The organism is Neiella marina, from assembly GCF_002165625.1.
GTDB classification, from domain to species: Bacteria; Pseudomonadota; Gammaproteobacteria; order Enterobacterales; family Neiellaceae; genus Neiella; species Neiella marina.
Map to the genome: position 1 here is coordinate 93,509 of NZ_NGNS01000010.1, position 12,270 is coordinate 105,778.

The following is a 12,270-nucleotide window of genomic DNA, read 5'->3' on the forward strand; positions in this document are numbered from 1 at the left end:
TTGAGTGATTACTCATCACTTGTTCCATTTGGGAATGCTATTAATAAGGTAACCAGTTGTTGCCGGAGAGAAAGATTATGTTTCACGTACTTTACCGTTGGCAGTTAAAACCTGGCAAAGAACAGGTGTTTCAAGAAGGTTGGAGTGAAATTGTCCATCGCAACGTCAATCAATACGGCGCGCTGGGCTCGAAATTAAGTAAGTGCAGTGATGGGTGGTGGCGCTCATTGTCCTATTGGCCTAGCGAACAGCATTGGCTTAAAGCATTGCGGATCGAAGATTCTGACCAAGAAGCACGGCAGAAAATGATGTCGGCCATTATTCGCAAAGAACGCCCTGTGACCATGACACCCGTGTTAGATCATGTCGTTGCCAGCAAGGTTGACCACAAGGATCTTTAGCCACAGTAATGTTGCAATCTGCTGCTGGTATGTAACTCTATGCAGCCTTATTGAAGTTGCGCATTTCTTTGGTCATGGTTTTCGACTTAACTACTGTCATCGTTTTATTGTGTCTTGCCAGTGTTTGCTTGATTTGGTGGAAGGCCAGAGAAGCTCAAGAGCGAGCGCTTAGAGCCGCTCGGGCATATTGCCAAAACCTAGGATTGCAGTTGCTCGATGAGTGCGTTGTGCAAGGCCATTGGCGTTTTCGGCGCAACGAATCCGGCCAGCTGGTGATTGAACGTTGTTATCAGTTTGAATTTACCTCAACGGGTTATGAACGCTACACCGGAGAAGTGGTGATGAGAGGCTCAAAGCTGCTCAATGTTACTGTTGAGCCTCATCGCATTGGCTAATGGCCGATAGGTAAGCGCTGTTCCGACTCTGTTTTGCCGGGGGCATTTGCGGCCGATCGCAGCGTTAATGGTTGCATGCTCAATGCTGAGCGAGAATCACACCAGGGTAAGCCTGGTTGGATAATTTGAGCTGAACCTAAGTTGGCCAAGTGCGCATTCACTTGCATCGCTTGGTTTGGCAGCATCATCGTCACCACCATTTGCGCCCGATTGTTGACTTGAAACTCACCAATCCGTCCGCGCTGAGCCCAGCCAATGGTTTGGTCACAGTAATTGTCGCTGTCGGTGTTTAAAAACGCGACGTCTCTGAGGGCATCCATGGAGTATGACATCATGGCTTCTTCAAACAACATCGCGACATCTTCGGCGCTGGTGTAATAGTTATACATGTCCGAGGCGCCGTCTAACTCGAACATCACTCCAGCTTCGGTCGCGCTTAATTGCAGCAGGTTGGCACTGGCCGCATTGCCGCCAAACAACACTTCAGCCAATGTCTTCAGGGTATTGTTGAGCAGCGGAAATGGTTCGATAAGCCGTTGCTGAATGCTCTGGTTGTTGGCAAATACGTCATCAATCAGGTCGAAAAATGAGTCATCCCCTAATGGCAGGCGAACGCTGCTCCGAACATCGGGTGGCAGAAAATCGTTGGCATGAGCTAATTCGTGAAACAATAGATTGGTCACGCCCGGCACAATGTCGGCAAATGAGCGGCTGTCATTGCCATCGGAAAAGTTACTCACGGTAATGTAGTTGCCATGGACATTAACGTAGCGCCAACCAGTATCCAGAGCCAAGTTGCTACCAAACCCAGAACGATAATCCGGTGAATCATCGATTGAAGCATACTCTGTGGGAGTCAACCATAAAAATGCCGGGTCGATGTACATAGCGCCAGTCAATGGGTGGTAGAAAGCAGGCCGGATATCGAACGCGATCACCACGGCGGTTAAGGGCTCGAACATTGCAATCATGCTTGGCGAAGCTTGCTGCAAGAAACGTTCAAAGCGTTGTGCCATCCAATCGTGACTGACGACTAAGCGATCCATGATGTCATCAACTGTTACCGTGTCATCGCCAATACCTAAAGGCGGTAGCGTATCGACAAAGCACGACATGTCATCTTGGTAGGCTGTGACACAGTCATTTAGCACAGCGCTGTACGCGCTCGTCCGATAGGGGTAAATGGTTGCTAGTGTTGTACTCGGGCCATCATTGTCGCCACCGGATGAAGCGCTAGGCGAGGAGCTGCCACCACCGCCACAAGCAGTGATAAGGATTAGTGAAAAACAAAAAAACAGGGTTTTGCAACGCATGTTGTTGGTTCTCCAGTGGCATTCGCTTGCTGAAGTGGACGACATTGCTTCAATGGTAAACCAACTGTTTGTTTCGGGCTAACTCTCACCCGCTTCGCTTAGTGCTTCCCTGTCAAAAGCATAACTTCGAGAAATTTCTGCTACATCAACTTGATAGCTTTTGTACCACCGGTTTTTACCGATGTCTTGGGCGAGCAAATGTTTGCTATGTTGTTTCCAGGCCGTGATATCTGACAAACTGCGCCAGTAAGAAATAGCGATTTCTGAACTTCCCTCAGTGCAGGCCGTAAACTCGATACAGTTATATTGCTTAAATGCGAGTTCACGAAGTTGGTTGGCCAGCAGTGAGTATTGCGCGTCGACTTGTTCCAATTCAGCGCGGAATATTACAGCATACATAATCAAGTATCCTATGGGATGATATTGCTGGCCCGATAGCGACCGGTCAGCGTTTAGTTGAAATTCAAGTTTGCCGTTTAGAAAGAGGAGCTTAGATGGGATCGCCAGCAACAACAACCAAGTCAATGGGACGATTGATGGCAATCATGGCCTGGTTGTGCTTCTTTGCTTTGGCCGGATTGTTCTTCAATGACTTCCTAGAAGGTAAACAAGATCCAAATCGATCGCTGGTGATTGATGATTCAATGCGGGTGGAATTAATCCGAAATCAAGCTGGCCATTACTTGGCGCCAGGGCAAATTAATGGGGTTGATGTGACTTTTTTGCTTGATACCGGTGCTACCTACCTCAGCATTCCCGAAGATATTGCCGAGCGAGCCGGTCTGCGGCGAGGCCAACAAGCCGCGGTGAGTACTGCCAACGGTCGGATTCGGGTGTTTCGTACTGAAATCGATGAAGTTCGACTCGGCGGTCTACAACGCCAACGAGTAGCGGCGTTTATCAACCCGTCAGAGCAGGGCGGTGTTGTGCTTTTGGGCATGAGTTTTTTGAAGTATTTTCAATGGCGCCAGATTGATGATAGGTTAATCCTAACGCCACAAAACTAACGGATTGACCATACAGTGAGCGCCCAAGCGACCAGCGCGAAATCGACTCCGACTAGCGAGTTTGCTGAATCAAAGCCATTGCCCCATCAGGTTGCTTCATCAAGCCAATCAATGACAGCGCAAACAGCTTGTGAAGAATGCGACCACCTTATCGATAACGCGGTAGCCGATGACGGCGAAGCGATTCATTGCCCTCGCTGCCATCATCATATTTCAGTTGTTCACAAAGCACCGCTGTTTGCGCCGATTGCCTATGCGAGCGCAGCTATCATGATGTTGGTGGCATCGCTGATGTACTCGTTCATGTCGTTTGCTTCTGCTGGGCATTCGGTGACGATGAATTTCGCTCAAACTGTCCGTAGTCTGATCGCGTACGGATACAATGAATTAGCCTTACTGCTGTTTGTCACCTTGGTGATATTTCCTCTCGGCTTTTTGGCCATTATCTTTTACTTGCACGGCGCCATGATACTGAACAAAAAGCCCTTTGCTGCGCGCACTTGTTTGCTGATGCTGCAGCATTCTAAGCATTGGCTGATGGTCGACGTGTTTTTGATTGGTATTTTGGTGTCCTTGGTGAAGGTAATGGGCATGGCTGATGTCGGCTTTGGTCTGAGTTTCTGGGCATTTTGCCTGTTCACTATATTGCTGGTTAAAACCACCATTGTGACCGACTTGCCGTGGCTGTGGCAGCAGTTGGTGTCGCCCGCTAAAGCGGTCGAGGTGAACGACGTTCAGCGCTCAGCGTACGCCAATGACTATCAATTGTGTCACTATTGCGGCCACCTTAATCACCTCGCAGAATCAGTTTGTCCGCGCTGTCATCATCAAACCCATGCGCGCAAAGACCCCAATTTAGATCGGGTGCTGGCTTTTCTCATTGCTTCGGTGGTGCTTTATATTCCAGCCAATGTATTGCCTATTATGGATACCAGCCTATTGGGCGGCTCCGATCCAGCCACCATTATGGGGGGGGTGATTTTACTCTGGCAGTTAAAGTCTTATCCGGTGGCGATGGTGATCTTCATTGCCAGCGTGATGGTGCCATTGGCTAAAATGGTTGCTATCGCTTGGCTTGCATACAGCGTGAAATCAACTCGAAACTATGATCCGCAAAGGCAACTCAAGCTCTATCGGCTCACTGAGTTTGTTGGACGTTGGTCAATGATCGACGTCTTTGTTGTTGCCATACTGGCAGCACTGATTCGTATTGACGGCTTAATCGTCATCTACCCCGGTCCGGCGACGGTCTCATTTGCTGGCGTCGTGATCCTGACCATGATTTCAGCAATGAGTTTTGATCCGCGGTTAATCTGGGATGATAGCCACATCAAGGAGAACAATCGTTCATGAGTAAGGCAAAGATATCTTCAGTTTGGTTTGTGCCTATTGTTGCGGCACTCATTGGGCTGTGGATGGCGTATCAGCATTACAGCAGTTTAGGCCCTTTGGTCACTATTACTATGCCTAACGCAGATGGCTTGGTTGCAGGAAAAACCATGCTCAAATCTCGGTCTGTCAATATTGGCAAGGTGGAATCGATCATCCTCAGTGATGATTACTCGCATACCATAGTACAGGCCAGAATTGATAAGCCTTACGCAGGAATGTTGGTTGAGGACAGTGAACTTTGGGTGGTCAAACCCAGAATAGGGCGTGGTGGGGTTAGCGGTTTAACGACTATCCTGTCGGGCGCTTACATTGAGGTCCGCCCCGGCGACAGTTCAGAACGCAAAAAGAGTTACCAATTACTCAACGAGCCGCCTTTGGGCGACCCCGATCGCGATGGTGTTCGACTCAGCCTTTTCAGTACCGGCAGTAAGTCTGTTGAAGCAGGAACGCCGGTCAACTACAAGGGCTTTGCCGTTGGTCAAGTTGAGCAAGTGAGTTACAACACTGAGACCGGCAACATTGATTACACCTTGTTTGTCGAAGCTCCATTTGACGACTTGCTTGCTAGCAATAGTAAGTTTTGGATTCAATCGGCTATTCAGTTGCAGATGAATACCGCTGGTTTAAGTGTTCAGCTTGATTCGATGGAGAGCTTGCTGAGTGGCGGTGTAACATTTGGCTTTTCGAAAGATGAACTACCGCTCGGAAAGGTAAAAAGTGGTGATAGCTTCAAGCTTTATGTGTCGGAGAAAGAAGCCACTGAAGCCAGTTTTGAGCATTACGTACCGGCGTTGATGTTCTTTGAAGAGTCGATCGCCAATTTGGGCGCTAACTCACCTATCGAATTCCGTGGGATTCGCGTTGGCACCGTGATCGAAGCGCCGTATCGCAAGCCGATTGAATCGGAAGTGATGTCGAAAAACGGCATTATCCCAGTGTTGGTTCATTTTGAATTTGAACGCTGGTTCGATCCGGGTGACATACCAACGAAGGAAGAGTGGTATGCCGATATGGAAGAGATGATCACCCGTGGCTTCCGGGCGACTATCCAAACCGGCAATTTGCTCACAGGCGCTCGTTATATTGATCTCGACTTCTACGATGATGCTGCGCCAGTGTCCGAGCCACTGACGAAAGTTGCCCACAATGCAGGTTTCAAAATGATGCCAACCATGCCAAGCGGGTTAACTCGGATGACCGAGCAGATCTCTAGCATCATGAACAAGATTGAAGATTTGCCGCTGGAAACGACGGTGGCGCGCCTCAACGCGGTACTTGGCAATGCCAATAAAGCGATGGCGACCTTCGATGGTGCAGCGGCCAAGCTGGATAAGATCCTCGTTAATGAAGAGTCTGACGCTGATTTAGCGGCAACGCTGGAGCAATTGCAGAAAACACTGGCGACTTACGATAGCAGTAGCGCATTGCACCAAGATTTACGACAAACGGTGCAGTCGCTAGAGCATGTTTTGTGGGAGCTTAAGCCGTTGTTGGAAATGGTGAATCAAAAGCCTGACGCCCTTATCTTTGGTGGTCAGGTGCAGGATCCAGTTTTGAAGAAGGACACGAGTGAATGAATGCGCTAAAAATCTATGCCGCGATGTTAGCTGCAACCTTGGTCATTGGCTGCGCATCGCCGCCCCAGCAACCAAACCAATATTCGTTGATTGCTTCGCCGGTTGAACTCAATGGTGTCACCAATAGTTCATTGTCTGGTTTGCTGGAAGTGCGTCGGGTATTGGTTGCTGATTACTTAAATGATCCGCGAATCATGGCGCAAGTAGGCGACAATCAACTTATTAGCTTGCCGCGTCAGCGTTGGGCGAGCCCGCTTGCCGGTGAATTGTCGGCGTTGACAGTGGAAACTTTTGCAAGAGCACTGCCTGATGTGAAAGTGCTGGCTGGCTCGAGTCCAGAGCAAGAGACCATGGTGTTGGAAATTGAAGTCAATCGTTTCCATTTGATATCTGACTCGCAATTGAGAGTTGCTGGGCGCTATCAACTGAAACAGCCGGATGGCAATTACATTACTGGCCAGTTTCAACGAGAAGCATCGTTTGTTGCCAACAACTATGATGATGCGGTCGATCAAATGCGCACGATATGGATTGACGAAATGACTCGCATTGCAGGGGATCTGAAGTAGCCTCGTCCAACGTGCTTGCCAATAAAAAACGCCCAGCAAAGCTGGGCGTTTTTTATTGGCCCAAATGAGCGAACAAGGCGGTTATATGGTTCGCTAAATGGACAATTAATGATAGTGATAATTAGAATTATGTTGACATATTTGTTACCGTTAACTTATATGTGATTTGAAAACGTTTTCATTTGTCGCCGAATTTGGTTATGCTGCATTTCCATTAGAAGTGTCGGTGTTAAAATGCCACTGCTTTAGCGGTTGCCACCGTTTTGATCTGGAGAACAAAATGCCTTTGCGCAACAACTATGACATCAATTGTTGGCCGAAGTTGACGGCACAGCCTGGCTTCGATTTAACGTTGGAAGACAAGATCGAGCAACAGCTGCAGACGTTGACTTTAGAGCAGAAGATTGGCCAGATGATTCAGCCCGAAATCCGCTTTGTGACTGAGCAGCAAATGCAGCAGTATTGCTTTGGCTCTTATCTTAATGGTGGCGGCTCTTATCCAAACAATGATAAACATGCGACTACCTCTGACTGGGTATCGGTTGCTGACAAGTATTATCGAGCGTCCATTGCCAGCGATGCAGGGATCCCAACAATGTGGGGCACAGATGCCGTTCATGGCCACAACAATGTCATTGGCGCTACCATCTTTCCGCACAATATCGGTTTGGGCGCCTGTCATCACCCTGAACTCATTAAAGCCATTGGTGAAGCTACGGCAAAAGAAGTACTTGCCACTGGTATTGAGTGGCTGTTTGCGCCAACGGTCGCTGTGGTCCGAGACAATCGCTGGGGACGGACTTATGAGAGCTATTCCGAGAGCCCAGGGTTAGTGCGATGTTATGCCGAGGCTATGGTCGAAGGGATCCAAGGCGTGGCGACAGGCAATGGCAGCAATAGTGATTTCTTTAGTGAGGAAAAATGTATTGCTTGTGCCAAGCACTTTATCGGTGATGGTGGCACTGATGGCGGTATTGACCAGGGTAACAATCTAAGCGATGAGCAAGCGCTCTATCAACTGCACGGCCAAGGTTATGCCAGTGCCATTGAGGCCGGCGTACAAACTATTATGGCTTCCTTCAATAGCTGGCATGGCGACAAATTGCATGGCCACAAATACTTGTTGACTGACGTATTGAAGCAACGCATGGGGTTTGACGGTTTAATTGTTGGCGATTGGAATGGTCATGCGCAAGTGCCTGGTTGTCGCAACGACAGTTGTGCCGCAGTGATTAATGCCGGCGTCGATATCATTATGGTGCCGCAGCACTGGCAAGGTCTTTTTGACAATACCCTAGAGCAAGTCCATAACGGTGAAATTTCCATGGCGCGTATTGATGACGCCGTGCGCCGAATTTTGCGAGTGAAATATCGCGCAGGTGTAATGGATTCGTTGCCTCCAGCTGAGCGCCGATACGCTGGCAACGAAGAATTAATCGGTGATGATGGTCATCGAGCGATTGCTCGCCAAGCGGTGCGAGAGTCATTGGTGTTGCTCAAGGACAATGACAAGTTATTGCCCATTCAACCCAAGCAGCATGTTTTGATTGCCGGTAATGCGGCCGATGACATTGCTCGTCAATGCGGTGGCTGGAGCGTGACCTGGCAGGGCACGGATAACACCAACTCGGACTTTCCGGGGGCAAAGTCGATCGGCCAAGGTTTAATCGATGCCATATCCTCTCAGCAAGGCAGCACTGAGTTGTCGGTTGATGGCAGCTACCAACAACGGCCCGATGTTGCTGTCGTTGTCTTTGGTGAAATTCCCTATGCCGAGGGGGTCGGTGATATTGAGCACATTGAGTACGACTATCAACACAAAGATGACTTGAAACTACTCAAACGTCTCAAGTCCGAGGGTATTCCTGTTGTTGCTGTATTTGTCACCGGTCGCCCGCTTTGGGTTAATAAGGAGTTGAATGCTGCGGATGCTTTTGTCGTGGCTTGGCTACCGGGAACTGAAGGCGAAGGGGTAGCAGATGTTTTAGTGGCCGATGCTGCTGGCCGAATCCGTTATGATTTTCAAGGCAAGCTATCGTTTTCATGGCCGCGCACTGATGATCAGCTCATGTTAAATCAAGAAGATCCGAATTATGAGCCCTTGTTTGCTTATGGGTTTGGTTTGAATTATCAACACCCAGATCGGAGTTTGGCACAGTTACCAGAGCAAAACACGCTGCCGTATCCAAAGCCTTCCGACGATTTGATTCTGTTCCAACGAGTTCCTGGCGAAAACATGCATTTGCAGTTAGAAGCTGGCGAGCTACAGGAACTAGTGGTGAGCAGCACTCAGCAATTGGGGCAGCTGTTGGCTATTCATACTGTCGACTGGCAAGTGCAAGAAGATGCGTTAGGGCTGGAGTGGCTTGGTGAAGAGCTAGCGACCTTTGCGATCGCGGGCCATGCCCGTAATTTGTCGACCTTTGCTGATAATGGCGCCAATTTGGTGTTTATGGTTCGGGTTGTTGCGCTACCCACCGAGCCAATGCTATTGACCATGACAGCGCCCAATGACTTGGTGACTACGGCGATTGATATTAACCAAACCTTAGTTGCCGATGGCGAGTGGCATGAGCTCAGTGTGCCACTAGCGTCATTGAGTAAATCAGGTTTCTCTTGGACTCAGGTCACCAATAAGTTTGTCCTCAGTTGCGCGGGTAAAAGCCATCTTGAGCTGGCTAATATTCGTATCAGTCCGCCGCAAACTGCATAGCGAACCGGCCAAAGCTGACATTGTCTGCTACTTGTCGATCATTGAATAAAGTAGTGGGCCTTTGTTTAGTGCCCGTTTAATCAACGCAAATGGCGCCAGCAAGCTGTCTTGGCTGATCGTCGACGCTTTCACTTGTAGCCGTTGATAAAACAACTCAAGAGTCTGTTGCTGGAGGCTAGCGTTGAGCACAGGGGCAACGACATCCCACCCTTGCACTATATCGCCACCAATGATGATCTTTTGTGGATTCAGCAGATTGACAGTAGTGGCGAGCGCTTTGCCGATGGCTTCGGCGGTTTCTTTCAACACTTGCTGGGCGAGCTGATCGCCTGCCAATGCTGCTTGGCATATTGCTGACATGGTCAAGTTGGTCATTGACAGTCCGGTTGCGTAGCCCGAATCTTTCAGTTGTTTGACGCGTTTCACCACCGCGTCATCGGCAGCAACAGTTTCCAGACAGCCGAAATTGCCGCAGTGACAACGTTCACCCAAAGGGTTGACTTGAATATGACCAATTTCGCCTCGATTCAAGCCCTGCCCCATGAGTACTTCACCATCCATGATGATGCCAGCGCCGATACCATGATCGATGCGCACCACGACGACATCGCGGCAATCCTTCGCATTGCCGAAATAGTGTTCGGCCAGCGCTAACGAACGCGTGCTGTTGCCCAAGTAGCAGGGGACGTTAAACACCGCGCTAATTTCGTCGGCAATGGCGAAGGGCTGTTCCAGCGGAATGTGAGGCGAGTAGCTAATCACCCCTGTTTCGGTATTTAGTAAGCCGGGACAGGTAATAGCGATGGCAATGAGCTGATGCTTCTTGCGGATATGAATCGCCAATAACGTCGATACCTCATCGCTGATTTGGCTGAGCAGTTGCTTGGCACTAGCGGCAGTCAAATCGACCAGTCGAGTTGCCAGTGTTTGACCAGCCAAGTCGCAAAGCCCCAAGTGCAGCTGCGCGCGATCGATTCTGACAGCAACAATGTGATGTGCCGTCGGGGTAGTCGCTAAGTTAATCGCTCGGCGGCCGCCTGTTGACGCTTGTGGATCTTGTTCTTGAATAATGCCAAGCGGCAGCAATTGGCGGGTAAGTTTGGTAATGCTGGCAGGTGCTAAGTGGGCAATTTCAGCTATTTCGATGCGAGAAACAGGGCCAAGTTGATCGATGATTTGATAAACCAGACCTACAGTCGATTGCTGTTTATAGCGCGTCAGTTGACGTTGCTTCTCATGTTGTTGGGTCATGCGTCAGTCAGTGTGTCTACGATTATTAAAAGTGCTAATACTGCTATCGTATCGCGAGTGCCAAGCTAACTTAATCGAAGTTAATGGCATGGACGTTGATATTGAATAATTGTTGCGGCTGGTGGTGTGATTTATATACCACTTTAGTGATGAACTATGGCGACGCTTATCGTGACGCTAAAGTCCCGGTGACTTCAAACAGATGGCAGTGCCACGCGGGCAAATCGAGATATAAGCCCTTATCTTGCAGTTCGCCACGGTCACGCAGATAACGTGCTTCACTAAGTAAGTCATTGAACTGCAGATGTTCAGTTTGGTTGTCGATGAATGGTCCTTGTAAGTAACCCTGACTGGCGTCAGGGGCATAGTTCACCACAATCAAAAACAGTTGCTCGTTGTTGCTCCAGCTCATGGTGATGATTCTGTTTGAGGAATAGTTTTCAGGCCATGCTGGCGTGCAGTCACACAAGTGCCAATCGCCATTGTGAAACACCGGCTGTTTTAAGCAAGCCAAAAGTTGTTGGTAAAACTCGGATAAGCTCGGCTCCGTTAACTCATTTGGGCCACGAATCAAATGTGGGGTGATTCGCACTCGATAGCCCAGTTGCTGACCTTGATGAATAAGGCGACAGCCAGGCGCGGTCAAAGCAATTAGCGCGGCTGCTTGATGTTGCTCAATGGAAAGTTGGCGGCTTACCCGCACTTCATCATGGTTTTCAATAAACCGAACCAACCCTTGCTGATAGTTCAGGTCGGCATTTAGGTGATCGCGAATGGCCTCTGGTTCAATAGTCAATAGCCGGTCATACAAGCGTTTGTCATAAGCGTAGTCAAAGCCGAGTTGCAGCAACTGCCACTCCATATCCCAGTAGACTTCGGCCATAAACACGAAGTCGGCGCTGTTGCTTTTGACCCGCTCAATGGCTTGCTGCCAAAAGGGTGCCATGGTCAGGCCCCAAGTGCGGGCAAAGACTTCTGGCAATTGCAACATAGCCATATCGCAACGAAGTCCGTCGCATTGTTTGGCGATTGCTATTAGGGTCTCAGTCATTGCCTGCTGCAGCGCTGGTTGGCTGTAGTCAAGCTGTGCTGTATCAGGCCAGCCGGGCAAATGAGGGTCGCGGCCATAAGCGATGATCTGGCCATCGTGCAAACGACAATAGTTCTCTGGTTGATCACGCAGTTGCTGTTCTGTTGCTTTGATCACCATGTTGTCAGATTGCGTGACCCAAGGGTGATCAAGCGCGACGTGATTGGGGACAAAGTCGAGCATCAGCTTGAGGCCATGCTGTGCTAGCCGGTTTCTCAGTCTGGCCAACGCTGCGGTTCCACCCTGTTTGGAGTGAACTTGGTAGTCGGCGATGGCAAAGCAGGAACCGTCGATATCTTGCTCGGTCAAATCAGCAAGAGTTTGCTGGTACTCTTGCTGCCAATAAGGGTGTGTGCGTGACACTTGCCTTGAAGCCTCACCTGTCTGCCATACACCGAGTAGCCAAACCCATTGATAACCGTCGTTTTGCCAACTTGCAATTTGCTGGTCAGCAATATCGTCAAGTGTTGCCGCACGGCCGAGTTGTAAGCTAAGGCGAGTGAGCTCGACCCGCGTATTGACTTGCAACAGCAAGGGGTTTTGCGATGAACACGGTGACATC

General features: G+C 49.4%; 11 protein-coding genes. 7 read left to right on the forward strand and 4 right to left on the reverse strand.

The features are described from left to right. The first annotated feature begins 77 nt into the window (after positions 1 to 77). Positions 78 to 401 (forward strand): antibiotic biosynthesis monooxygenase family protein, encoded by a 324-nt coding sequence (locus CBE68_RS09685; RefSeq protein ID WP_087505876.1) that lies wholly within the window; start codon positions 78 to 80, stop codon positions 399 to 401. A 50-nt stretch (positions 402 to 451) separates the two neighbouring features. Further along, the gene (locus CBE68_RS09690; protein ID WP_143824531.1) at positions 452 to 796 is read left to right on the forward strand and encodes a DUF3301 domain-containing protein; all 345 of its coding nucleotides are present in this window, start codon (positions 452 to 454) and stop codon (positions 794 to 796) included. On the opposite strand, the gene CBE68_RS09695 is transcribed toward CBE68_RS09690, so the two are convergent. Then, positions 793 to 2,109 (reverse strand): hypothetical protein, encoded by a 1,317-nt coding sequence (locus CBE68_RS09695; protein WP_143824532.1) that lies wholly within the window; start codon positions 2,107 to 2,109, stop codon positions 793 to 795. The two genes, CBE68_RS09690 and CBE68_RS09695, sit on opposite strands and share 4 nt — an antisense overlap. A gap of 78 nt (positions 2,110 to 2,187) precedes the next feature. Continuing rightward, on the reverse strand, positions 2,188 to 2,508 hold the full coding sequence (locus tag CBE68_RS09705) for an antibiotic biosynthesis monooxygenase family protein (RefSeq protein WP_188708141.1): 321 nt from the start codon (positions 2,506 to 2,508) through the stop codon (positions 2,188 to 2,190). Positions 2,509 to 2,603: 95 nt separating this feature from the next. On the opposite strand from CBE68_RS09705, the gene CBE68_RS09710 reads away from it, so the two are divergent. From CBE68_RS09710 to CBE68_RS09730, 5 genes are all read left to right on the forward strand, one after another. Next, on the forward strand, positions 2,604 to 3,116 hold the full coding sequence (locus CBE68_RS09710; protein WP_087505880.1) for a retropepsin-like aspartic protease family protein: 513 nt from the start codon (positions 2,604 to 2,606) through the stop codon (positions 3,114 to 3,116). Between the two features lie 15 nt (positions 3,117 to 3,131). Beyond that, a complete protein-coding gene (locus tag CBE68_RS09715) occupies positions 3,132 to 4,469 on the forward strand; it encodes a paraquat-inducible protein A (RefSeq protein WP_229744723.1) in 1,338 nt (445 codons plus the stop codon). Further along, entirely contained in the window at positions 4,466 to 6,085 is a 1,620-nt protein-coding gene (pqiB, locus tag CBE68_RS09720; protein ID WP_087505881.1) for an intermembrane transport protein PqiB, read from the forward strand. Before CBE68_RS09715 ends, pqiB begins: the two co-directional genes overlap by 4 nt. Further along, a complete protein-coding gene (locus tag CBE68_RS09725; RefSeq protein ID WP_087505882.1) occupies positions 6,082 to 6,654 on the forward strand; it encodes a PqiC family protein in 573 nt (190 codons plus the stop codon). Before pqiB ends, CBE68_RS09725 begins: the two co-directional genes overlap by 4 nt. 280 nt (positions 6,655 to 6,934) lie before the next feature. Then, entirely contained in the window at positions 6,935 to 9,367 is a 2,433-nt protein-coding gene (locus tag CBE68_RS09730; protein ID WP_087505926.1) for a glycoside hydrolase family 3 protein, read from the forward strand. Between the two features lie 27 nt (positions 9,368 to 9,394). On the opposite strand, the gene CBE68_RS09735 is transcribed toward CBE68_RS09730, so the two are convergent. Next, positions 9,395 to 10,618, reverse strand: a complete 1,224-nt coding sequence (locus CBE68_RS09735) for an N-acetylglucosamine repressor (protein ID WP_087505883.1) — start codon at positions 10,616 to 10,618, stop codon at positions 9,395 to 9,397. Between the two features lie 166 nt (positions 10,619 to 10,784). Further along, positions 10,785 to 12,269 (reverse strand): alpha-amylase family glycosyl hydrolase, encoded by a 1,485-nt coding sequence (locus tag CBE68_RS09740; RefSeq protein WP_087505927.1) that lies wholly within the window; start codon positions 12,267 to 12,269, stop codon positions 10,785 to 10,787. Position 12,270 lies beyond the last annotated feature (1 nt).

Excerpts from the sequence above, each read along its gene's own strand:
- CBE68_RS09685 (WP_087505876.1), top strand. The coding sequence starts at position 78 with ATGTTTCACGTACTTTACCGTTGGCAGTTAAAACCTGGCAAAGAACAG.
- CBE68_RS09695 (WP_143824532.1), bottom strand. The coding sequence starts at position 2,109 with ATGCGTTGCAAAACCCTGTTTTTTTGTTTTTCACTAATCCTTATCACT.
- CBE68_RS09705 (WP_188708141.1), bottom strand. The coding sequence starts at position 2,508 with ATGTATGCTGTAATATTCCGCGCTGAATTGGAACAAGTCGACGCGCAA.
- CBE68_RS09710 (WP_087505880.1), top strand. The coding sequence starts at position 2,604 with ATGGGATCGCCAGCAACAACAACCAAGTCAATGGGACGATTGATGGCA.
- pqiB (WP_087505881.1), top strand. The coding sequence starts at position 4,466 with ATGAGTAAGGCAAAGATATCTTCAGTTTGGTTTGTGCCTATTGTTGCG.
- CBE68_RS09725 (WP_087505882.1), top strand. The coding sequence starts at position 6,082 with ATGAATGCGCTAAAAATCTATGCCGCGATGTTAGCTGCAACCTTGGTC.
- CBE68_RS09730 (WP_087505926.1), top strand. The coding sequence starts at position 6,935 with ATGCCTTTGCGCAACAACTATGACATCAATTGTTGGCCGAAGTTGACG.
- CBE68_RS09735 (WP_087505883.1), bottom strand. The coding sequence starts at position 10,618 with ATGACCCAACAACATGAGAAGCAACGTCAACTGACGCGCTATAAACAG.
- CBE68_RS09740 (WP_087505927.1), bottom strand. The coding sequence starts at position 12,269 with ATGTCACCGTGTTCATCGCAAAACCCCTTGCTGTTGCAAGTCAATACG.